The organism is Alicyclobacillus cycloheptanicus (genome assembly GCF_028751525.1).
GTDB classification, from domain to species: Bacteria; Bacillota; Bacilli; order Alicyclobacillales; family Alicyclobacillaceae; genus Alicyclobacillus_L; species Alicyclobacillus_L cycloheptanicus.
This window is the reverse complement of record NZ_CP067097.1, coordinates 385,564-406,894: the sequence shown is the minus strand read 5'-3', so window position 1 is coordinate 406,894 and position 21,331 is coordinate 385,564. Positions and strand designations below refer to the sequence as shown.

The 21,331-nt window shown below is 57.5% G+C and carries 21 protein-coding genes and 11 tRNA genes; 26 read left to right on the top strand and 6 right to left on the bottom strand.

Translation table 11 applies throughout. The features are described 5' to 3' along the window. Positions 1–63: 63 nt before the first annotated feature. The 3 genes from JI721_RS01920 to JI721_RS01910 form a co-directional block, all read right to left on the bottom strand. A complete protein-coding gene (locus JI721_RS01920) occupies positions 64–564 on the bottom strand; it encodes a P-loop NTPase family protein (protein ID WP_274456387.1) in 501 nt (166 codons plus the stop codon). A 201-nt stretch (positions 565–765) separates the two neighbouring features. Beyond that, on the bottom strand, positions 766–1,110 hold the full coding sequence (locus tag JI721_RS01915; RefSeq protein ID WP_274456386.1) for an SPW repeat protein: 345 nt from the start codon (positions 1,108–1,110) through the stop codon (positions 766–768). Positions 1,111–1,383: 273 nt separating this feature from the next. Further along, positions 1,384–1,755 carry an SPW repeat protein gene (locus tag JI721_RS01910; RefSeq protein ID WP_274456385.1) on the bottom strand — a complete coding sequence of 124 codons (372 nt, stop codon included), beginning with the start codon at positions 1,753–1,755 and terminating at the stop codon, positions 1,384–1,386. 235 nt (positions 1,756–1,990) lie between these two features. Between JI721_RS01910 and JI721_RS01905 the strand changes: the two genes are divergently transcribed. Further along, positions 1,991–3,034 carry an FUSC family protein gene (locus tag JI721_RS01905; protein WP_274456384.1) on the top strand — a complete coding sequence of 348 codons (1,044 nt, stop codon included), beginning with the start codon at positions 1,991–1,993 and terminating at the stop codon, positions 3,032–3,034. A 50-nt stretch (positions 3,035–3,084) separates the two neighbouring features. Beyond that, positions 3,085–4,929 (top strand): glycosyl hydrolase family 18 protein, encoded by a 1,845-nt coding sequence (locus JI721_RS01900; protein ID WP_274456383.1) that lies wholly within the window; start codon positions 3,085–3,087, stop codon positions 4,927–4,929. 73 nt (positions 4,930–5,002) lie between these two features. Here the strand turns inward: JI721_RS01900 and JI721_RS01895 are convergent, their stop codons facing one another. Beyond that, positions 5,003–5,974 (bottom strand): lytic transglycosylase domain-containing protein, encoded by a 972-nt coding sequence (locus tag JI721_RS01895; protein WP_274456381.1) that lies wholly within the window; start codon positions 5,972–5,974, stop codon positions 5,003–5,005. Between the two features lie 181 nt (positions 5,975–6,155). Between JI721_RS01895 and JI721_RS01890 the strand changes: the two genes are divergently transcribed. The 24 genes from JI721_RS01890 (at position 6,156) to JI721_RS01775 (ending at position 20,347) form a co-directional block, all read left to right on the top strand. Continuing rightward, positions 6,156–6,245: transfer RNA gene (locus JI721_RS01890), tRNA-Ser, on the top strand. Between the two features lie 438 nt (positions 6,246–6,683). After that, entirely contained in the window at positions 6,684–7,883 is a 1,200-nt protein-coding gene (locus JI721_RS01885; protein ID WP_274454459.1) for a transposase, read from the top strand. 562 nt (positions 7,884–8,445) lie between these two features. Then, positions 8,446–8,898, top strand: coding sequence for a MaoC/PaaZ C-terminal domain-containing protein (locus JI721_RS01880; RefSeq protein ID WP_274456380.1), 453 nt, complete (start codon positions 8,446–8,448; stop codon positions 8,896–8,898). 507 nt (positions 8,899–9,405) lie between these two features. Beyond that, a complete protein-coding gene (locus JI721_RS01875) occupies positions 9,406–10,122 on the top strand; it encodes a GntR family transcriptional regulator (protein WP_274456379.1) in 717 nt (238 codons plus the stop codon). Positions 10,123–10,235: 113 nt separating this feature from the next. Next, entirely contained in the window at positions 10,236–10,910 is a 675-nt protein-coding gene (locus JI721_RS01870; RefSeq protein WP_274456378.1) for an NAD(P)/FAD-dependent oxidoreductase, read from the top strand. A gap of 461 nt (positions 10,911–11,371) precedes the next feature. Continuing rightward, positions 11,372–11,926 (top strand): CcdC protein domain-containing protein, encoded by a 555-nt coding sequence (locus JI721_RS01865; protein ID WP_274456377.1) that lies wholly within the window; start codon positions 11,372–11,374, stop codon positions 11,924–11,926. Positions 11,927–11,953: 27 nt separating this feature from the next. Next, positions 11,954–12,301, top strand: a complete 348-nt coding sequence (locus JI721_RS01860) for a c-type cytochrome (RefSeq protein ID WP_274456376.1) — start codon at positions 11,954–11,956, stop codon at positions 12,299–12,301. A 419-nt stretch (positions 12,302–12,720) separates the two neighbouring features. After that, a tRNA-Arg gene (locus JI721_RS01855) sits at positions 12,721–12,797 on the top strand. Between the two features lies 1 nt (position 12,798). Further along, positions 12,799–12,881: transfer RNA gene (locus JI721_RS01850), tRNA-Leu, on the top strand. Between the two features lie 6 nt (positions 12,882–12,887). Further along, positions 12,888–12,963 (top strand) — tRNA-Ala (locus JI721_RS01845). A 3-nt stretch (positions 12,964–12,966) separates the two neighbouring features. Further along, positions 12,967–13,041, top strand: a tRNA-Asn gene (locus tag JI721_RS01840). A gap of 44 nt (positions 13,042–13,085) precedes the next feature. Further along, a tRNA-Glu gene (locus JI721_RS01835) sits at positions 13,086–13,160 on the top strand. Between the two features lies 1 nt (position 13,161). Then, positions 13,162–13,236: transfer RNA gene (locus tag JI721_RS01830), tRNA-Val, on the top strand. 60 nt (positions 13,237–13,296) lie between these two features. Next, a tRNA-Met gene (locus JI721_RS01825) sits at positions 13,297–13,372 on the top strand. A gap of 3 nt (positions 13,373–13,375) precedes the next feature. Beyond that, a tRNA-Asp gene (locus tag JI721_RS01820) sits at positions 13,376–13,452 on the top strand. An 18-nt stretch (positions 13,453–13,470) separates the two neighbouring features. Continuing rightward, positions 13,471–13,547: transfer RNA gene (locus JI721_RS01815), tRNA-Ile, on the top strand. A gap of 287 nt (positions 13,548–13,834) precedes the next feature. Further along, entirely contained in the window at positions 13,835–14,392 is a 558-nt protein-coding gene (locus JI721_RS01810) for an anthranilate synthase component II (RefSeq protein WP_274456375.1), read from the top strand. A gap of 29 nt (positions 14,393–14,421) precedes the next feature. Next, on the top strand, positions 14,422–16,089 hold the full coding sequence (locus tag JI721_RS01805; RefSeq protein WP_274456374.1) for an anthranilate synthase component I family protein: 1,668 nt from the start codon (positions 14,422–14,424) through the stop codon (positions 16,087–16,089). 839 nt (positions 16,090–16,928) lie between these two features. Next, positions 16,929–17,159, top strand: a complete 231-nt coding sequence (locus tag JI721_RS01800) for a hypothetical protein (RefSeq protein ID WP_274456373.1) — start codon at positions 16,929–16,931, stop codon at positions 17,157–17,159. Further along, entirely contained in the window at positions 17,137–17,523 is a 387-nt protein-coding gene (locus tag JI721_RS01795) for a hypothetical protein (RefSeq protein ID WP_274456372.1), read from the top strand. Before JI721_RS01800 ends, JI721_RS01795 begins: the two co-directional genes overlap by 23 nt. A 161-nt stretch (positions 17,524–17,684) precedes the next feature. Then, on the top strand, positions 17,685–18,503 hold the full coding sequence (locus JI721_RS01790) for a heavy metal-binding domain-containing protein (protein ID WP_274456371.1): 819 nt from the start codon (positions 17,685–17,687) through the stop codon (positions 18,501–18,503). Positions 18,504–18,600: 97 nt separating this feature from the next. Next, a complete protein-coding gene (locus JI721_RS01785) occupies positions 18,601–19,416 on the top strand; it encodes a heavy metal-binding domain-containing protein (protein ID WP_274456370.1) in 816 nt (271 codons plus the stop codon). A gap of 94 nt (positions 19,417–19,510) precedes the next feature. Next, on the top strand, positions 19,511–20,215 hold the full coding sequence (locus JI721_RS01780; RefSeq protein WP_274456369.1) for a PspA/IM30 family protein: 705 nt from the start codon (positions 19,511–19,513) through the stop codon (positions 20,213–20,215). A gap of 56 nt (positions 20,216–20,271) precedes the next feature. Then, positions 20,272–20,347: transfer RNA gene (locus tag JI721_RS01775), tRNA-Arg, on the top strand. Positions 20,348–20,494: 147 nt separating this feature from the next. On the opposite strand, the gene JI721_RS01770 is transcribed toward JI721_RS01775, so the two are convergent. Then, a complete protein-coding gene (locus JI721_RS01770) occupies positions 20,495–20,704 on the bottom strand; it encodes a hypothetical protein (RefSeq protein ID WP_274456368.1) in 210 nt (69 codons plus the stop codon). A gap of 57 nt (positions 20,705–20,761) precedes the next feature. Continuing rightward, entirely contained in the window at positions 20,762–21,148 is a 387-nt protein-coding gene (locus JI721_RS01765) for a cupredoxin domain-containing protein (protein WP_274456367.1), read from the bottom strand. Positions 21,149–21,331: the final 183 nt, after the last annotated feature.

Below are 21,331 nucleotides of genomic sequence, written 5' to 3'. Positions count from 1 at the left end.
TGCGTGTGCGTGTACCTGCTGCCGCGCCGTGCGGCGAAGCGCATCTTCCCGTGCCGCGTTGCCTTACCCAGCAACGGGTTCGTCCGGGTCCATCGTGTACATGCCTGGACCGCTCATACACCAGGCCAAGTGCTCGCTGACCCGGCAGGGTTCGTCGCCGACGCCCAGTTCATCGGCTGCCTGCGCGACGCCGCGAATCACCGCCGCCGTGTCGAGCGGCGTCAGCGACGGCCCCAGGCACTGTACGGTGCCGAACGTGACGGAAATGGCAGCCACCATCGGGTTGACACCCAGATTCGTGAGCGCGTGCATTACGCCCCGCGTGGTTTCGCGAATCGTCGCCGGATCACGATGCAGCGACTGCAGCGCCACCTTGACGGCCAGCTCGGATGCATAGCGGCTCATGTGGTCCAGTTCCGCGTGCCCGACGTGGCCGTGCAAATTGTACACGAGGCAGTCCTGGATGACCGACGCCAGCAAAAAGTCCCCCGAACGCTTCTCTTTTTCAATCATCAACCGCAGGTGAGCCTCCAACTCGTGTGCCAGCAACGTCATTTCGCTCATCACACATCGCTCCTCTCCATACACTTATTTTATCAAAATATTTCGGTAGATCCACAATAGACAGGGATGGACACGGAATTTAGACGGAATTTGGACACGGCGCTTAGGTGAAAAAGAAAGGACTGCCTTGTGCAAGGCAGTCCCGATTAGGAATAATAGAATGAACGTGCAGAATGAGGACCTCAATCCATCAGCAGGACATTACGCGTTGGCGCCGGTATTGGACTTCGCCCCCATCGTCCAGAGGCTGAGGATGACGGTAACAGCACCGAGGATGACAGTGGTCCAGGTTGCGCCGGTGGACAATGCGTAGACAAACGGCTGAATGATGAACCAAATACCCGTCAGCAGATAAATCCAGGTTTGCCAGGTACCCCAGCCGGAGGAATCGGACTTCCCCATCGCCCAGGCCGCGACAATCAGCTGAATCGCGCCGATCACGATGCTGGTCCACAATGCGCCGGTGTCATTCGAGTAGCTGAATACCCACGGCGAGATGATGAACCAGATGCCAATCAGTGCTGCGAGTCCGTTTCTCCACTTCATACCAAACACCTCCATAGATTTAATATGTTGCTTACATATAGTAAGTTACAACTCTTATGTTTGTATTGCAAAGCTCATTTTCGGCCGTTTCCCCTTGGAATTCGTCGTCGTCGGCCGTGACGCGCTGTCACCCGGCGTATGCGTACGCTCCCGTCGAGAGCCGCCGTGAATCGCGGTTGTCCATCACGCAGGCGCTGCGGGCGTGCAGAAAACCCTGAGCGGATGTGCCCAGGGTTTTCTGCGTATCCCTATGACGTTGACCAGAACGAACCATCATGCGTGGGCGTGGTGGCTGTTGCTGGACTTTGTCGTAGTTTCGTTGTCCTTGACTGCCATCGTCCACAGGTTCAAAATCATTGTGATGGCACCCAAGATGACACTGGTCCAGGTTTCTGCCGAAGACAGCGAAAAGACGAACGGCTGTACGATGAACCATGCGCCCATGACGAGCGACACCCACGTCTGCCAGACCTTCCACCCGGATGTGTCCTTGAGAGCGGTCGCCCACCCGGATGCGATGAGCTGGATGGCGCCCAGTACGATGCTGGTCCACAGCGGAGCTGTCTCATCAGCATAGTGGAAGACCCAGGGCGAAATGATGAACCAAATACCAATCAATGCTGCCAACCCGTTTCTCCACTTCATCATTGAACACCTCCATTTGGATTCGTGGATGTTGATTACACTAAGTAAAGTACATCCGAGTCTGAGGTTGTTCAAACCTTGTTTTGACTTTTTTTGACCAAAAGCGTGCCGTGCCGTTTTATCGAGACAAAATAGCTTTATCTTTCTCTCATTTACTCGCGCAGTCTCGTTCAGGCGAGCATTTTCACGCGAGCATCAGGAGTCGATACCGTGTTTTTGAAGTCGGTGAACCACCATGATTAGTACGTCAGACATCACCGGTGCATTTTACGTTCGTAAGGCGAAGCCGCCGTGGGGCAAAGCGGCCGTTGCTTCGTTAACGATGGGGATTTGTATGTTGGCTGGCGCAGTTCTCGGGCATGTGGAGTGGGGGATGCTGGCCACGACGGGCGGGTTTGCTTCTTTATATGTCCACAATGAATCGTACCGGGTGCGCGCATGGAAACTGCCGCTCGTCACGCTCGGACTCGCCGCGTCACTCGGGCTCGCCACGCTGTTCGCCGGCCACTTGTGGACCTTGACGTGTACCCTGGTCCTGGTCAGTATGGCGGGGACTCTTGTGGCGGGGGTATTGCGCCTCCCACCCCCAGGCGGATATTTTTTTGTCCTGGTCTGCGCGCTTGGCACGGGGCTGCCTGTCGCACCAGGGCAAGTGGGGCTGCGTGTCGGGCTCAGCTTGGTCGGCGGTGCCATTGCATGGTTGATTGCCATGGCAGCCTGCCTGCTGTCTTCTCTGCGCGGCCTTGAGCCGCCTGTGCAGGCACCGGCTGCAAGGGCACCGGTTCGGTCGGTCCTGCCAGCGGTGCTGCGCATCGGCGTCGGCGTGCTTGTCGCCACGGCCATTGCGGCGTGGCTGGGGAACCCGCGTCCCTACTGGGTGCCACTGACATGTGCGTCGGTCCTGCAGGGTGCCACCATGGTTGCCACCATGCATCGGACCATTCAGCGGGCTGCCGGTACAGCCCTGGGGGTTCTGGTGGCGGGCGCGATTCTGGCACTTCACCCGCCCGTGTGGTGTCTGATTGTGTGTCTGATGGCATTCCAGTGCATTGCGGAAATCATGATTGTGCGCAATTACGGCCTCGCGGTCATCGCCATCACACCGCTGCCGCTGATTTTAATCGAGTCCGGCTATCCGACGATGAAGGCCGGCATCCTCGTGAACGCGCGGCTGCTCGACACGCTGCTCGGGTGCGCGATTGGCATCTTCATCGCACTGTTGTTCCGCCGGCACACCGATCGCCATGCGGCTGCAAGCGGGGCTGGACAAGCCAGGTGAGCATTGTCACAATGACGGGGGACACATCGAACGAGTAAAGGAGTAACGGCGTGGATTTTTCGCATTACGATTCAGCAGATGGACAATATGGCTCAAGCAGACGGTCGTTTCGCCGAAGGCGGAGCGGCCAAGGCGGCCGCCGGCGCGGGTCTTTTGCACTGTTCACAGTATTGGTGGTCATCGCGGCTGGCGTGGTGTACGACCTGTTTTTCCATGTGCATGACGTACGTCCGCGGACGGTCGTGGTGAACGGCGAGAACGTGGGAGACATCGACGGTATTTCGCTGCATTCCGCGACCTGGCTGTCACAGGCGGAGGTCGACCGCTTTTTTACGCACATCCAGGTCCCAGACGCCAAGGTTCCCAAGGGGACCACGGTCTACCGGGGAGAACCCTATGTCCGGGTCAGCGATGTCGTCGCAGCATTGAATGCGTTCGGCGACGAGAGCAAGTTTGCGGGCGGGCAGCTGCAAGTCAACCTGAAGCCCAACCAGCACTATGCTTTCTCTCAAAATGGCGATTCGATTCGCCAACAGGAAGTTTGGTGGAATGGGAAGCTGCTCGGCCGTGTCTTGTTGGTGAATCACGCTGAAGCCGATTATGTCCCTGCCGCATCCGTGGCCAGTCTGCTGTCTCACGCAGGCGCGGATGCCGCGTGGACGGGGCAAGCCTTCAACCTGTCGCTGACGGGGAAGGCGAGTCCATCGGCGGTGGAAGATCCGCAGGACGATCGCGTCATTGCCTTCGGCAAGGGCAACGCCATCTACGCACCGGCGTATACATGGGACGGGGCCACCTACCTGCCGGTCTACAGTTTGGATGTGGCGTTTCGGCAGCTGGGTTGGACGTCCACCGTTGGTCAGTGGAAGTGGTCATTGACTTCCGGCGATGGGAAGGGCACCAGTGGAACGTCGACGAGCGGAACCGGCGCAGGCGGGAAGCCGGTGGTGCTGGGATTCGTGCCTTTCTATTCCGGTGACCTGGCCGCGTACAACGATGTCATGCAGCACCAGAACGTCTACAACGCCCTCGCGGCGGACACATGGACCGTGGATGCATCGGGATCGCTCAATGGGTCAGCCCCAGCGGGCTCTGTCAGCCAGGCGGCCGCAGCGGGCGACGCTGTGTACGCGATGGTGACCAACCTCGGGAGCAGCGGCTTTAACGCGCAGGAGATGACGACGATTCTCAGCAGCCCAACCCGCGCAGCGCACCTCGAGGGGGAAATCACGCGCCTGGTGCCGTCCGAGGGGTATGACGGCGTGGTGCTGGACTTTGAGTCCATCCCGGCAGCCAACCGTGCGGCGTACACGAATTTTGTCACGGGGTTGGCAAAAAGCCTCCACGCGGAGGGAAAGCGGCTCGAAGTGGTCGTGCCGCCCGATACCGGCAGTGCCAATGAGCCGTGGAACAATGCGTACGACCAGGCCAAGATTGGAGCCGCGGCGGATGCCGTCGTGGTGATGGCGTACGACTACTCCTATGTCGGCGGGAAGCCAGGTCCCATCGCGCCCCTGCCGTGGGTGCAGCAGGTGCTGGCCTACACCATCTCGCGTGTACCGGTGAATAAGGTGCTGCTTGGCGTCGATACCTACGGCTACGACTGGACGGGGAACCAAACATCCGCAGTCAGTCTGACCAGCGTAGACTCGTTCCTGGCGAGCCGCCACATACAGCCGCAGTGGGATGCCAACGCACAGGCACCATGGTACACGTGGACGGACAGCAATGGCGCAGTGCATACGGTGTACTACGAAAACGCCAGAAGCACGCAGGCCAAACTCGCGCTGGCGAACCTGTATGGCATTGAGGGGGTTGCCGTCTGGCGTGCTGGGCTCGAAGACAACGCCGTGCTTGGGGTGCTGGCGACCTATGCGAAAGGGACCGTAAAATAAGTCGAGTTGAGTTCTTGGGTGGATGGTGTAGAGGGTGAATGGCAGGCAAACGGCAGGCAGGCGGGGCGAAGGGTCAAACTTCCGATGACCCGCCGCCCAAGGCCTGCCATTTTTGCATGACCTGCTCCACGTAGTTCTGGGTCTCGGGGTAAGGCGGGATGCCGCCGTACTGTTCGACCGCGCCAGGTCCTGCGTTATAGGCAGCGAGTGCTAATGGAATGTTGCCGTCGACCTGCGCAATCAGTTGGCTAAGGTAATGGGTGCCAGCGTCGATGTTTTGCGCAGGGTCGAGCGGGTTCGTCACGCCCATTTCAGCGGCCGTACTGGGCATCAGCTGCATGAGGCCCATGGCCCCTGCAGGACTGACCGCGTTTGGATTCATGCCAGACTCCTGTTCAATGACAGCGGTGATGAGTCCGGCAGGTACCCCGTATTTCGCGGCGGCCTGCGCCACACTCTGGGAAATGGTCGTGTCGCTGGTGGTCGCCGGCGCCGCAGCTGCCAGCGCGCTCATGGCCGAAGCGGACAGGGCTCCCGTGGAAGCGTCGGGATCGACCGGAATGGTATCATCGGTCAGTGTGCCAGCGCTGCTGTTTCCAAGGCCGCTGCTGCCAAGGCCGCTCGTCAGCAGCGCGCTCAGAACTGCCTCCGTGCTGTACGGAGAAAAGCCGGAAGAGGCGTCAAGCAGGCCTGAGCCTGTCGTGCTGCTGTCGAGTCCGTCCTCGTCACTCGAGCCAAACAGGTCCGTATCCGAGTCGGTCGAGCCAATGTCACTCAGCGCCTCCGTGTTTGCGGCGAGCATGCTCGCTTCCATTTGCTGCAGCAGCATTTGCTCGAACGTCTGAATTTCCGAAGCCAGTGCTGCTTCGCTGGAAGACAAGTTGGTCGCTGAAGTCAACGCCGCTGTGCCCGAAGATGGGGCAGCCGTTGTTCCTGCATCTGTCAGGGCCGAAGTGCCTGGCGTTGTCGGCGTACCGCCAAGCGTGTTGGACCCTGCGGTATTCACAGGAGAAGCGCTGACCCCGTTCACATTGCTCCCTGCCATTGTGCACACTCCCAACGATGGAACTGCCGGCACCAAGCCGCTCGTATCCCGTGTTATCGTTGATGGAGTCATTCGACAGCGCAGGACCTGTTTCCTGCTGTCAATCGTACAGGCGGTACGCAATTGCCATTGACAAGCACCCCTTGCGACCGCTATTGTATTGTTCGTTGGTGACCATCATGGAGAGGTGGTCGAGTGGTTTAAGGCAGCGGTCTTGAAAACCGTCGTAGGTGCAAGCCTACCGTGGGTTCGAATCCCACCCTCTCCGCCATAAAAATCCTTCACTGGTGCGGCATCTCGAGTCTTCGAGTATGTCGCGTTTTTGTTTCTGTGTTTGCAACCATCCAGGCATCTGCAAACGAATTGCAAACTTTTATCTGCTAAATCATTTTTTGAATATGACGGCATCAAACTGATCTGCCATTTCGTGCTACAGGCTCGGCAGCAGGTGCGAGTAAAGGTCGAGCGTGGTGTTTATCGTGGAAAACGGGTGTCCACGTTGGATGCCCATTTTGGCGTTTGAATGTCCTATGACAACTTGACGTATCACAACGTCAGGCACGTTGTGATACGCTTATTAAACGAGCGTTTTGCAGATTCATGAGTCCTTGTGCAGTAAGGGATAACAGGGCATAAAAAAGGACTTCACCCCAACTTCGAGAAGATTTCAAGTGACCAAACCCAAAACTCTCTGAGGAGGGAAGTCCACTTGTATCTTCTCCAAAAACCTCTGTTTTCCTTTGAACAATGGCTAGAAATTGAATCCAGCGAGCGATTGGATCTGTTCTTTTCAGCGCTTGATCTCGAAAGCTATGCCGCTAAGTTGAGAAATTCCGCACCCCAAGGGGCGAAACCTATCAATCGAGAGGCAATTCTGCGGGCCTTGCTGGCCGCCCCAATGGAGGGTATATCAACGTTCACTCGGTTGCATGAGCGCCTGGACAGAGACTTTCGATTCCGGTATCAGTGTGGTTTTCGGCTGGATGAACGGGCGCCGTCGATTGCTACGCTGAGTCGGGTGTTCAGCGCTGCTGTTGAGAAAGGGCTCGTCAAGGACCTTTTCACTGACCTGGTCAGTCAGTGCAGAGAATCCGGAATCATCAACACCGAACATCTCGCAATCGACAGCACGGCGATTGGCGCCTACGAGAAGAAGCAGCCAAAGTCACGCAGTCAGCATACAGGCAACGCCAACTGGGGTGCCAAGTATGACACATTCGGCAACAAGCTCACGTGGTTCGGATACAAGGTCCACCTTGCGGTGGACACCGCCAGCGAACTTCCGGTAGCCTTGGACGTAACGCCTGCCAACGTATACGACGGCGAAATGGCCATACCGCTGATGAAGGACATCTATGAGCGTAACTGGCGTTTCAAGTTCGTCATGATGGACGCCGGATACGACCAGGTGAAAAATTACGAAGCCGCTCGTGGGTACGGAGCACAGGCAATCATCGCACTGAACAAACGGGGCGAAAAGGAGCCGCCTGCCGGCATTGCCTCGGATGGCACGCCACGTTGTTCAATGGGCTACGACATGGTGTACTGGGGTGCTGACGGTGAACGACTGAAGTTTCGTTGCCCACATGCTGTAGGCAAGGTTGATTGCCCGCTTGGGATTGCAGCTTGCTCGGATTCCAACTACGGAATGGTGGTCAAGAAGAGCATCGGCGAGGATGTCCGGCGTTACTCAAACCCTCACCGAAACACACGAGGCTGGAGAGAACTGTACAACGAGCGGACATCCGTTGAGCGTTGCCATTCCCGACTCAAGGAACACTTGACGATGAGCGATGTGCATGTGAGAGGAATCCGAAAGGTCACAGCTTACGTTTACATCAATACGATAGTTCTGCTTGCATCAGCACTGGCGGCAAGCGCAGCAAGCTGTGCCGAGAAGAGTGCCTAAGTCTGCCCGTCGTTCAGTAAAAGACGTCATGACGTGCGTCTAAGCAGTGTAAATCATTGTAAGACCGATCCATCCAACTGATCCGAATTCGTTTTTCATTCGAGTAGGACGTCATTCTGCAAAACGCTCAAACAAACGGGCGGAGAGATTAATTCAAGATTGGCTATTGGGGGTAGGAATTTTGGTACGTTGGATTGTTTCTCTTAAGCCCCGGAATTGGATTGGACATAAACAGTGAGGCCATGGATTCAGAAGGTTGTTCAAGTGGACGTTTGAAAGAAAAGACGCGGTTTTTTGAGCCTTGGCTCATGGCCGCGTGTTTCGTGGTTGCCGTGCACTTCTACCTTTCTTTCCCGGAACATTCTCTAGAGCACGATACCTAGCCGTGTTCAATGAGTTCGGGGATCATGGTTCTCCGACGCCCTATCCTACCTCTTCGCCAGGCAGGCCAAGGGCTTGCAGGTCCCGAGTGGTCGTCTGCCGGATCTGCCGCTGGAACACGTGCCCCATGCTACAATTGGTAGCAGACGTATGATACGAGACTTGGGGGAGCGTGCGGAATATGTATGCGAAATATTTCGATGAGTATGAGGCGGGGGAGTCCTGGTCGTCTCACGGAAGAACTATCACGGAGGCACACATTGTCAATTTTGCAGGACTGAGCGGTGACTGGTTTCCGCTGCACACGGACGCGGAGTATGCGGAACGGACAGTGTTTCAGCAGCGAATTGCGCATGGCATGTTGGTCTTATCGGTTGCCACGGGGCTGATGGTGCTCCATCCGGACGTCGTGATCGCCTTTTATGGGATGGACAACGTGCGATTCGTCAAGCCCACGTTCATTGGCGATACGATTCATTTGGAAATGACCGTTGCAGACCTGCTGGATAAGCACAATGGCACCGGCGTCGTGGCCTCGAGCTTGAAGGTGGTGAAACAAACCAACGAGCCGGTGGTTGTGGCGGGGGTCAAGATGCTGCTGAAGAAGCGCGGGGAATCTACATCTATCGTGTAGACCCAGGTATTCGTTCTTCGCGCGAATATCCTGCGAGTGTATACGGCGCGCGTTCACGGAATCGAAGATGTCACAGAACTGCGAGTCGGAAACGGTAGGGCTGGGCGCCATACGCATCAGGAGCGCGTGTGGCACCCCATATCTTTTCACGCCGTGGGCGAATGGTGCCACTGTGACCGTGCATGTCTTGAACAGCAGCAAAAGGTATCTGTTGCATCGAACTGCTGCGGCTGCTCGAGTGATGACGTAGATTCCGCACCGCCCTCTTCAGAATCCTCTAGATTTTTCTCCTGACCTTTCAAACAGGACTCAAGAATCTCCAGTGCAAGTTGTCTGCACAGCGGCTTAGCACGCACTGCACCCCCTGGCTGATCACGACAGATACGCCCATTTGCTTGTATCCCCGATGACAGACATGATTTTCGGTCAACAAATTCCACAACAACGGTTCTGAAAATTCCGCAACCCTATATACATATCGATATATCATTTGTTGAGGTGTTCAGGATGCTCAATCGTTTCTCGGGTGTTCCGCTCTATCGACAGATTCGGGCGCAATTTGAACAGAAAATTCGTGACGGCGAATGGAAACCCGGAGACAAAATTCCGACTGAAGAACAGTTACAAAGGGCGTACGGTGTCAGCCGAATCACCGTTCAACGGGCTTTGCGGGACCTGTCCATCCAGGGAATGCTCACGCGGGTCGCTGGCAAAGGAACTTTCGTTTCAGCCGGTTCCGCGGAGGAAAACCTTTTGGAATTTATCAATGTCTTGAGAAACGAGCCAGCGATGGAGGGTGACCATCATGTAATCGGGGCTGGACGACAGCGACCGGATAAACTGATTGCAGCGCGAATGGACATTGCGCAAACAGATGAAGTGTTTCGGCTGGAACGTATCAAGGTGTCAAACGGGATGCGGGTGGCACTGGAAACATCGTTTGTACCTGCGGCCCTTTGCCCGACACTTCTGGATGGGCCGCTGGAAAGCCTGATTTTATATGAATATTTTAAGGCCCACGGCGTACACCTTGCGGACGCAAAGATGTATGTTCAACCGATTCTGCTTGGCGATGAACCTGCGTCGCTGCTCAATATGCCATCTGGATTGCCAGTATTTCAGTGGGAACGAATCTCGTATACAACGGACGGGAAGGTTGCGGAACTGTCGAGGTTCGTCATTCGTTCTGATTTGCAGCGATTCTTTGTCAAGTATCACGTATGATACTTGCTTTTCATCAGTGCCATGATTCATCCGTCGAGCGAAGGAGGCGACATTCGGATGTTTTTCGGAATTTTTAGATGAAAAGGAGTGGAGTCAGTGATGAACAATGAGAAGTGATTGGAGCTACATTTTGTTCCTTGGATGGAAATGTAAATCCGCTTCGGTTGGTAGACGCCTACCGCAGGGCTGCACTGCGACAGGGTGCCCGATATACCTTTTACAACCCGGTACAGGAGATTGTGGAGCGGCGCGGTGGGTTCACCATTGTTACTGCTCGAGCAGCAATTCAGGCGAAGAATGTGGTCATCGCAGCCGGGATCTGGTCGAAAGCGATTGGGGAAAAATTAAATCTTTCGATTCCGGTTCGACCCGTACGAGGTCAGATTTTAATTACGGAGCCATTGCAACCTTTGTTGAAATACACGATGAGTGGGATGAGACAGACCCAAAATGGTGAGGTGTTGATCGGGTATTCAAAAGAAGAAGCGGGGATGGATCGCCGAACCACATTGCGAGTTGTCCGGCAAACCGTGCAAATGGCGATTGAAGCCGTGCCGAAACTCGAAACCGCAAAACTTGTGCGTGCTTTTTCAGGGCTGCGTGTCATGCCGCAGGACGGACTGCCAATTCTCGGCGTGATTCCTGAACACCCAGGTTTGTACGTTGCAGTCATGCATAGCGGCTATACCTTGTCTCCTTTGGTCGGGACGGTCATCGCAGAATTCATTGTGGACGGTCAACCTTCGATTTCGATTGACGAATACAGTATCACTCGCTTTTTGCAGTAGAGACTTCCTGCAGTGGTGTTGCAGGAGCCTTCTTTCCGCGCTGCATCGTGACCTGCCCCAATCCCTGTCTTCGAACAAGGGCTCGCCTTACTGTCCCTGTGTGGATGACCAGTAGGGCTGCGGCCCTTGTTTCTGTTTTTTCGATGGTTGCTGGTTCGGATTGCGCAGAACGGACCAGAGTCCAAGAAAAGTAACTCCAACGGTCAAGGTACCTAACAATGCTCCGCCGATGGGCGCAAAAGTGCGGTGCCGTTTTGCCACGTTAATCACCCTTTGTTCGTGCGCCTTGTTGAGCGCGAATCGATGCTCTGCTGTGAGTATGCCTGCAGATTTCCTGAATTATGCAGGGTTGATGGCGCGGGCTGGGATTGCCTCATTTTATTTCCGCCTTTCCAGAAGGCATCCTGAATCCGACAGAGAAAGGTATAATCAAGGAAATCCATGGGGTAAGGAGTGCTGGTATGCATCAATCGTCCACGATTGTGGTGGTTGTACTTTTGGTGGTATTCGGATTATACCGCCGCGTACGCAGGCAGATTGGTTATCAGTTGCTGCGCCGGGGGGCGTTAACCTTTCGGGCCGTGCTGTTTGCGGTCGTCAGTGTTCTGCTGCTGGTGGCAGGGTACAAGCAGCCTATGGTCTATGTGGGGGATGGCATCGGAATTGTGCTCGGACTCGTGCTCGCCTATATCGCCATGCGTTATACGCAGTTTGAACAGCGCGGCGGGCAATGGTACTACCGTTCGAATGGGTGGATCGGAGCGATTGTCATCGCGCTGTTCTTTGGTCGCCTGATTTACCGTTTCGCGTTACTCTACAACCTGGAGAAGTCTCCGGCCGCTGGAGCGGGCACTTCAGCGAGCTTGCAGGCGGTATCGTACACCACCGACCCGTGGACGGCGGGGGTTGTGTTTATCCTTTTCTCGTACTACGTGGCGTATTTTTGGATGGTCTTGCGCAAGGAAAAGGAACTGTCTGCGGGTGCCCTGACGGCTCGTCAGAGCGACCCGTCATGAATGTCATCTCGATGGTGAGGGACCTGGATGCGATTCACGCGAACAAGTTGGGTGATGGGTATCGGGACGATCGCGGTGTTGATGGGGCTCTCTGGCTGTGGGAAACAACAGACGATTTTGCAGAAGGATGCGGTGAAGTACCCGGAGGCAGTACGGTTGTACCAGCAAGGGTGCAACACGTGTCATGGTGACAACTTGCAGGGCGGGATTGGCCCGAACCTGCAGCATGTGGGGAGCCAACTGACGGAAGCGCAGATTCGGCATCGCATTGAGGTCGGGAGCGGGCCGATGCCGGCTTATGGGGCGCCTGGCGACGCGATCTACACGCCAAGCCAGATTCAGGCGCTGACACAGTGGCTGTCCGCGCAAAAATAGGCTGCCGCGGCGGAACAAGGCGGGTGCAAAAATTTTTTTCGGAAGCATGTATGCTTTCCGTCACCGCGGACATAATAAGCCGCGTAAGGGAAGGTGATGTGTGATGGTGACGAAGACTTGACCGCACGGGAAAGTCGTAAGTTCCATTCATCGTCAGCAATCCTTTACGGCGAGGGGGACAGCTTCGGCTGTCCCTTTTCGCATGTTGGTGCGGAAGCACTTGACAGACACGAAAGGAGCGTTGTATTATCGTACTCGTCCGTTCCGCGGCCCGCACGATTCCGCCGCAGGAATCGGCACGGCGGGTGAGTTTGCCGGGGTGTCTGGAGCCTGAAATTGGTGGTTGCAATTCATCTCCTGACATCGTATAATAGGCTTCGTCGCTTCGAGAGGCGGGACTGACAAACGTGATGTACCGTGCGCCCGTAGCTCAGCCGGATAGAGTGCTTGACTACGAATCAAGAGGTCGGGAGTTCGAATCTCTCCGGGCGCACCACGCCGAAGTGGCGGAATTGGCAGACGCACACGACTCAAAATCGTGCGGGAAACCGTGCCGGTTCGAGTCCGGCCTTCGGCACCAGTTCGTGGGGCTATAGCTCAGTTGGGAGAGCGCTAGAATCGCACTCTAGAGGCCAGCGGTTCGAATCCGCTTAGCTCCACCACGTTCCTCGATAGCTCAGCGGTAGAGCATCCGGCTGTTAACCGGAGGGTCGTAGGTTCGAATCCTACTCGGGGAGCCACTACTCGTCTTCCACGCGGGCCTACCCGGCTACCGCATTTTTGCGGCCCCATGGTCAAGCGGTTAAGACACCGCCCTTTCACGGCGGTAACGGGGGTTCGAGTCCCCCTGGGGTCACCACGGGCGGTTAGCTCAGCGGGAGAGCACTCGCTTCACACGCGAGGGGTCGGCAGTTCGATCCTGCCACCGCCCACCAGACAATCGCATATCTCAAGCAATGGTTTGTGCGGTTGTTTTGCAACGAGAAGCACAATGACGCGGGGTGGAGCAGTTGGCAGCTCGTCGGGCTCATAACCCGAAGGTCGCAGGTTCAAGTCCTGCCCCCGCAACCAAGTGGAGCTGTGGTGTAGAGGCCTAACATGCCTGCCTGTCACGCAGGAGACCGCGGGTTCGAATCCCGTCAGCTCCGCCATGTTTTACCCGCATGCGCGGGCCTATAGCTCAGCTGGCTAGAGCGCACGACTGATAATCGTGAGGTCAGAGGTTCGAGTCCTCTTAGGCCCACCAAGCAAGCAGACAGAGAAAAGTCCCGATGGGGCTTTTTTTATTGTTCATTTTGTTCTTCAGAATGAACTGCGCATTCGCCAGCGGGCGGGCTTGACGACGAGAGAAGGAGCGGGTAATCTGTCAACAGATGAGCTGAGGCAAGAACAGTTGAGTTAGGTGAGCCGAGCAGAGCGCAATGGGAAGAGTGTATCTGTGGGTTCCTGACGACATTTCGCCGCAGCTTCGGGCTGCGGTTTTTTGCATTCCCCAAGGCGCTGTGTCACGGTTCACAGAGAGGAGTGAGCAGGATGCTGCTCATGATTGACAACTTTGATTCGTTTACGTATAACCTTGTTCAGTATTGTGGAGAGCTCGGCGCAGACATCGTGGTGCGCCGGAACAATGTTTCTCTGGCGGAATTGAAGAACTTTCACCCCACACACCTCCTGGTTTCCCCCGGCCCCTGTACACCGAATGAGGCAGGGTGCTCACTGGATGCCATTCGCTATTTCAGCGGGCGGATCCCGGTGCTCGGCGTATGTCTCGGCCACCAGGCGCTCGGTCAAGCGTTTGGCGCAAAAGTGGTTCGCGCTGATGTGTTGAAACATGGCAAGACTTCCATGGTCGAACACAACGGGGACACCCTGTTCGCTGATGTGCCTTCTCCATTTCAGGCGACCCGGTATCATTCGCTCCTGGTCGATCGCGACACGCTGCCGGATACTTTTGAACAAATTGCATCCTGTGAGGGACTCATTATGGGCCTGCGCCATAAACCGACGGGTGCGGTTGGCGTGCAGTTCCACCCGGAGTCCATCCTGACCCCGGACGGCAAGACGATGCTGCGGAACTTCCTGGCGAGTTGACAACCGGATTGAGCAAAGGAGGCAAACGCATGACACAGACTGTGCATGTGCCGGAGAGTGGAACCGTCAAACCGCGTCCTGTCGTCTATCAGCGCGGTGGCGTGGACGCGTTTTATACGTTTTTAGACCTTGTGGACGGACTCGGAGAAGGCCGCGTCTTTCTGCTGGAGGCCGCATCGGAAGAGGGCCGGCCGGAATACCAGATGAGTTTGGTCGGCATCGCGCCGGTCCTTGAGGTGCAGGTGAAAGACGGGCGGATTCACCTGTTTGCGGTCGATGGACTTCGCACTTGGCTGACGGAGCGGCTGGCTGAAGCGGGGTATGAGGCGGCTGACCGAGGGACAGAAGTCGTCGAAGCCGTCGGATCCACAAAAGTCGCAGAAGACGCGGAGGCTGCAGCTACTCATCGTGAGCCGCGGCCGAGTGTTGTGGATACACGCCCCTTGGTGTACGGCGCCACAGACCCGATGGCCTGGCTGGAAGCGCTGCGAACTGCGGTGATGACGCTCCTCCCTGCGCACGCGGGCATTTCGTTCTCGCAGGGGCTGCTGGGGTACATCGGATACGACGCCGTCCATTACTTGGAGGCGCTGCCGAAAACGACGGTGGACGACCGCGGCCTGCCGGACATCCGGTTACAGTGGCACGCCGGGATCGTCCAGATCACGAGTGCCGATACCCTGGTCTTCGACAGCGTCGCAGCGTTGGCGACAGTGGTGTCGGAGGAGGTTGCGCGGCGGCTCAGCGAGGAGCTGGCCTATGCAAAGCGGGTCATCGCGTCCGCAGAACAGGGCCAAACGCGGGGCCAGGAAAAACTTCTGGCGCTGGCGCATCTCGCGAGCGGAGCGTCGGTTCGTGCAGATCGGCTGTGGGAAGATGATGTGACGCAGGCCAAGTTCGAGGCCAACGTCCGGCAGGCCAAGGACTACATTCGCGCGGGTGACATCTTTCAGGTGGTGCTGTCCAAGCGGATGCGCGTGCAAAAGGTATTCCACCCGTACGTGGCGTACGATCGCCTGCGGAAGTTGAATCCTTCTCCGTACATGTTCGTGGCGGAGTATCCGGACATGCGCGTGTTTGGCGCCAGCCCGGAGGTGCAGTTCCGGTCCGTGAACGGATGGGCGGAGATGAAGCCCATCGCTGGGACATCCAAGGGCCGGGGGAAAACGCCCGAGGAAGATCGCGCCCTCGCAGACCGCCTCCTCCACGACGAGAAGGAACGGGCGGAGCACGTCATGCTGGTGGATTTGTGCCGGAACGATCTCGGCCGGGTGTGCCAGATTGGTTCTATTGAGGTGCCGGAGTTGATGTCGGTTGAACCGTACTCTCACTTGTTTCACCTGGTGTCTGTGGTCCGCGGCCGGCTGCGGCCCGATGTGAGCGTATTTCATGCGCTGCTTGCGACGTTTCCCGCCGGGACACTGTCGGGGGCGCCAAAAATCCGCGCGATGGAGATCATCGACGAACTGGAGGACCTGCGCCGAGGACCGTACGGCGGCATGATTGGCATGATTGACTTCGCGGGGAATGCGAACACCGCGATCGTGATTCGAACGGTGGTTGAGACGAACGAGACATACTTCGTGCAAGTCGGCGCGGGGATTGTGGCGGACAGTGACCCCGCGCAGGAGTGGCTCGAATGCGGTCACAAGGCGGGCGCGACCATCGAAGTCCTGACCGGACACGGAAGCAAGTGAGGCACGAGGCGGGGAGCGGAGGCACGAGGCGGGGAGCGGAGGCATCTGCAGCTTGCGGCTTGCGGCTTGCAGTTTGCAGCCGTTCGGGAGAAGCCGTTAGGGAAGAAAACCCGCCTTAAATTGGACAGTCCGGCGTCGCCGGATGACCGATAGGGAAGGAACCCTGCCTTATACAGGTTGGCTGAGATGCGCTCGGAGGCACTTAGGGAACAAAAGGCGCCATAAAGGGGTCGGGCTGGGGTGGCCCGACAACCGATAGGGAAGGAACTCTGCCTTATACCGGTTGGCTGAGATGCGCTCGGAGACACTTAGGGAACAAAAGGCGCCATAAAGGGGTCGGGCCTGGGTGGCCCGACAACCGATAGGGAAGGAACCCTGCCTTATACCGGTTGGCTGAGATGCGCTCGGAGGCACTTAGGGAACAAAAGGCGCCATAAAGGGGTCGGGCCTGGGCGGCCCGACAACCGATAGGGAAGGAACTCTGCCTTATACCGGTTGGCTGAGATGCGCACGGAGACACTTACGGAACAAAAGGCGCCATAAAGGGGTCGGGCCTGGGCGGCCCGACAACCGATAGGGAAGCAACCCTGCCTTATACCGGTTGGCTGAGATGCGCTCGGAGGCACTTAGGGAACAAAAGGCGCCATAAAGGGGTCGGGCCTGGGGTCGGGCCGGCGTCGCCCGACAACCGATAGGGAAGGAATCCTGCCTTACGCAGCCGCCGTCGACCCAGCCAGCCTGTACACCTCATCCTGCCCGTGTCCACCTACCCCGCCTCTTCGTCCCTGCTCCACTTTCCCCTTCTTCCCCGCCATCCTAGGACATTCACGAGGCTCCCATTGCCGCAGATTTACGCTATACTGACATCAAGCATCAAGCTTGCGTGCGGCGCACACAACTGCATCGGCGCACACAACTGCATCGGCGCACACAACTGCATCGACGTGCACAACTGCATCGACGTGCACAACTGCATCGGCGCGGGCACGCGCAAGGTACACATCCGCAGCGTGCGCATCTCGCAGATGATTGGGGAGGGGGAGGACGGTGGACGAGGCGATTTCGTTTGATCTGTCTGCCGCATCCTGGCGACGAGGCTTGACGGATGAAAAGGCGTATGTGGAGGCGCTGGCGACTCGTCTGGCGCAAGCTTTGCCAGACAAGACCAAGGTCGAGCGGGAGCGCCGGCTTTTTTCATCTGAGGCGCCGGTGCGCACGATAGAAGTGCTGTTTGATACGACGTTGTACCGGCTGCGGTTTGATAAACGGCACGGCATGACGGCAGAACGGGCGAAGGTGGTACGCGGCATCAGCCTGAAGACGGATACCGTGGATTTCTCGCAGTGGCTGGCGGACTTGTCGAAGGAATTAAACGACTTGGCGCAGAAGCACGAGGAGACTCGGTCGGCCTTGGAGCGGTTCCTCTTCGATTGACTTCGTCTTCGCTTGACTTCTTTGATTGACGTTGTGGTTCTTACGTGGGGGTGATAAAGGTGTGGTTTCGGAAAAAACCCCCTGGGGGTCCTGACAGCCGGGAGATAAGGGAGACTGCCGAGGCAAATCGCCTTCGCGCGGAAGCGACGCGGGAGGCACTGATGCGCGGAGACTTGCCTCCGAACGTCGTCGATCGTCTTGAACAGGAACGCGCAGGAGGTCTTCCCTGGACCAGCGACCTGTCCGTCAACGAGTGGCATTTGATGCGGTCGGTTGGGTTCCGTCCGCTTGGCATGGTGATGGGAAGCTGCTTCTACCATGTCGGCTACAGTGTGGCCAGCCGGGCGGGCACGTGGTATTCCAGGGACTTGACGGATGTGCAGGCTGCGTTGTACGAAGGCCGGCACCGCGCCCTGCATCGTTTGGCGCAGGAGGCCAAGCAGCTCGGGGCAAACGCGGTGGTCGGCGTGCGCATTCAGCACCATAAACCCGGGTACTTCGGCCATGAGTCTGAATTTGCCGCCTTCGGCACGGCCGTGTCGGTGGACGGATTGCCGCCGTCGGACGCTCCTGTGCTTTGCACCGTGGACGGCCAGTCGCTTGTCAAGCTGATGCAGGCCGGAGCGTTTCCGGTTGGGCTCGCGATGGGTGCCTGTGTGCACTACCAATACACGTCCAGGCAGGACAAGTGGCAGATGACCAGCTGGTACAACCAGGAGATCCCGACGTTTACAAGCGCCGTATACGAGACGCGCAACCGAGCCGTCCGAGACATGTGGAAGCAGGCCAGAGAGTTCGGGGCCAGCGGCGTGCTCGCGCATGAAACCAGGCTTGAGGTGATGAAAGTCGAGGTGGAGCGCGGGCAGGGAGACGAGCGGGAAGACCATGTGCTTGAATTTCTGTCCATCGGCACCGCAGTCGCCAGCACGACGACGCCCGTGCCGCTGCATCCGGAAGTCGTGCTGGACGTGGGGAAATAAACCGGGGAGCATAACGGTGGAGCTCAACTGAGGAACTCAACGGTGGAGCTCAGCCGGGGAGCTCAACCGGACAGATGAAACGGGGAGGGTGAATCACTTGGTAAATGGACCAGAAGGCTTGCCCGCGCACGCTTTGGAGCGGTTACGGGGACTGCGTTCACAGGGGAATCCAAGCGGCGTGTTCACGTCCGATTTGAGCGTGAATGAATACTTGCTCGTGCGCGAGGCCGGCTTTGAGCCCATCGGCATGGTGCTGGGGAGCTCGATTTACCACATTGGGTTCCAGGCGGGACGCTGGAAACAGAACATGGAGATGGACGTTCTGACACAGGCGATGTACCATGCACGCGAACTGGCCATGACACGCATGGAGGAGGAAGCGGCCGAACTGGGCGCGGACGGCGTCGTCGGCGTGCGGCTGCAAATCAACCGCTATGAGTGGGGCGAAAGCCTGGCCGAGTTTCTGGCGATTGGCACCGCAGTCGCGGCCAGAGACAAGACCGCCAATTTCCGTACCTTCCGCGGCAAGCCGTTTACCTCCGATTTGTCGGGGCAGGACTTTTGGACCCTGCTTCGCGCGGGGTATCGGCCGTTGTCGATGGTCATGGGCAGCTGCGTGTACCACGTGGCTCACCAAGGGGTTTTCCAGGCGATGTCGATTGCCGGACAAAACGCCGAGATGCCGAATTTTACCCAAGCCTTGTACGATGCGCGTGAATTGGCGATGGAACGGATGCAGACGGAAGCGCACGAAGAACAGGCGGAAGGGATTGTCGGTGTGAGAATCGAAGAAAAGTCGCACGGGTGGGGCTCGCATGTGATTGAGTTCTTCGCCGTTGGGACAGCCGTCACGCCCATGCGTGACGATCACCACGTAGAGCCGCCAAAACTGGTTCTCACCTTGAATGATTGACGATTTTGACCGAATTCGGCTACATTCCGTCTGAATTTGGGTTCGTCAGGCAATATATAGAAGCGTAAGATGAGGTGCATGGAGGGGATTCTGGATGGGGCTCTTTAAGCGAGCAGCGACGGTTGTGGAATCGCGTGTCAACAAGTTGTTGGACAAATTGGAAGACCCAAATGCGACGCTGGACCTGAGTTACGAAAAGATGCTGGATGGGCTGCAGGAGATGAAGCGCAGCCTGGCGGACGTCGTGACCGAGCAGAAGCAGCTGGAGATGCAGATCGCCGCGATCGAACGAGACATGGCAACCCGCGAGGAGGAAGCGAAGGCTGCGCTGAAAATGGGGCGTGAAGACCTCGCGCAGGCGGCGCTGGAACGAAAGCATCAGCTGGCTGACCAGCTTGTGCCGCTGCAACAGGCGCATGAGCGCATTGGTGCTCAGGCAGAGCGGTTGAAGGATGCCGAGCGCAAACTGCAGGACCGCATCGCGGCGTTCAAGACGCAGAAGGAAGTCACCAAGGCCACCTACAATGCGTCCAAAGCCGAGGTGCGCGTCGGCGAGTCGATGAGCGGCATTGGCCGCCAACTGGGCGGTGTTGGGGATACGTTGCAGCGCGCGCAGGACAAAGCTGAACAAATGCAGGCGCGGGCCGCTGCGATGGAGTCGCTGGCGGAGGAGGGCATTTTGGAAGACCCGCTTGACAAGCGCGACGCGGTGGAGAAAGAGCTTGACCAAATCAAGCGGCAGTCTGCGGTGCAGGAGGATTTGGAGCGCCTCAAGCGCGAAATGAGCGAAAGTAAATAACGGCGGCGCACTTGTCTCACGCCGCCTCCATGTGGTATAGTGATTAGCGTTCACTTGCGCCCGTAGCTTAGTGGATAGAGCGCTGGCCTCCGGAGCCAGAGGTCGGGGGTTCGAGTCCCTCCGGGCGCGCCACAAACCAAATGAAAAGGGGTTATCCCAACCGCAGTGGGTGCCACTGCGAGGGATAACCCCTTTTGCCTGTTGCTGCAACTCGCAAGCCATGCCATGCCTCGCAACTCGCACGCCGCGGCTCACCGTGTCTCCGACGCGCGGCAGGGGTTATTCCAGCGGCGAAGGTTTTCTCCGGCCGGCGCGCTCGGCGTCTTCCGGCGTGGCGGTGCGGACCGGGATGCCCCGTTCGCCGTCCCCGTGGACTTCCCGTTTCTCAAGGTCCTCCTGGGCTTGTGCGGTGATGCGATCGGCCCCCATTCTGCGAAAGCTGTAACCTGGCGTGCGTTCCGACTTTTCGTTGGTGTGATGGGTCTCCAATGGACATCCTCCTTCTGTACTTCCCAAGGCTTGTGCGGCGCTGTCTCTTCTGCGGCGCTACTTCTGGTCGGTCACGATAAACTTGCCCGTGAATTCGGGTTGATTGGTGCCCGACGGGTCGGAAATCATGTCGAACTGGCCGGCGGTCCAGGGCGAAAACGAAACAGTGGATTTTTGCCCAGGCTGCAGGTCCGCGGTATAGATTCGGTAGTACGGAATGGCAAATTCATGCACCTGATGACCTTGGTTGGTGATGTTGAGCGTGATGGGGGCATTCACCAGCGCGAGCACTTGATTGGGGATGAACCCACTGTCCGTGATGGTGACGTTCACCGTTCGGCTCTGGGGTTGTGCCTGCGTCGGTGCAGCGGGCCAGAGGACGCCGGCGAAGGCGGCGCCGACGGTCAACGCTGCAGGCAGGGTACGTATGGTCCACCGTTTCATGCTGTCCATCCTTCCTTGGGGGTATCCAGACATCGTTACCTTCCCCAAAAGCCGGATCCTTTACGCACGCATGAAAACACGAAGGACCGGCCAGCCACTGCCGATCCTTCACCAAATGGGGACTACCTATATACCATAATGTTCGGATATCGAAATCAAATTGAAGGGGTAGCCCATATGTGG

Bases quoted from the DNA above. Each gene is read 5' to 3' on its own strand.
- JI721_RS01905 (WP_274456384.1), top strand. From the start codon at position 1,991: ATGATTAGTACGTCAGACATCACCGGTGCATTTTACGTTCGTAAGGCG.
- JI721_RS01880 (WP_274456380.1), top strand. From the start codon at position 8,446: ATGTATGCGAAATATTTCGATGAGTATGAGGCGGGGGAGTCCTGGTCG.
- JI721_RS01790 (WP_274456371.1), top strand. From the start codon at position 17,685: ATGCGCGGAGACTTGCCTCCGAACGTCGTCGATCGTCTTGAACAGGAA.
- JI721_RS01860 (WP_274456376.1), top strand. From the start codon at position 11,954: ATGCGATTCACGCGAACAAGTTGGGTGATGGGTATCGGGACGATCGCG.
- JI721_RS01910 (WP_274456385.1), bottom strand. From the start codon at position 1,755: ATGAAGTGGAGAAACGGGTTGGCAGCATTGATTGGTATTTGGTTCATC.
- JI721_RS01805 (WP_274456374.1), top strand. From the start codon at position 14,422: ATGACACAGACTGTGCATGTGCCGGAGAGTGGAACCGTCAAACCGCGT.
- JI721_RS01915 (WP_274456386.1), bottom strand. From the start codon at position 1,110: ATGAAGTGGAGAAACGGACTCGCAGCACTGATTGGCATCTGGTTCATC.
- JI721_RS01780 (WP_274456369.1), top strand. From the start codon at position 19,511: ATGGGGCTCTTTAAGCGAGCAGCGACGGTTGTGGAATCGCGTGTCAAC.
- JI721_RS01895 (WP_274456381.1), bottom strand. From the start codon at position 5,974: ATGGCAGGGAGCAATGTGAACGGGGTCAGCGCTTCTCCTGTGAATACC.
- JI721_RS01865 (WP_274456377.1), top strand. From the start codon at position 11,372: ATGCATCAATCGTCCACGATTGTGGTGGTTGTACTTTTGGTGGTATTC.
- JI721_RS01875 (WP_274456379.1), top strand. From the start codon at position 9,406: ATGCTCAATCGTTTCTCGGGTGTTCCGCTCTATCGACAGATTCGGGCG.
- JI721_RS01920 (WP_274456387.1), bottom strand. From the start codon at position 564: ATGAGCGAAATGACGTTGCTGGCACACGAGTTGGAGGCTCACCTGCGG.
- JI721_RS01810 (WP_274456375.1), top strand. From the start codon at position 13,835: ATGCTGCTCATGATTGACAACTTTGATTCGTTTACGTATAACCTTGTT.
- JI721_RS01765 (WP_274456367.1), bottom strand. From the start codon at position 21,148: ATGAAACGGTGGACCATACGTACCCTGCCTGCAGCGTTGACCGTCGGC.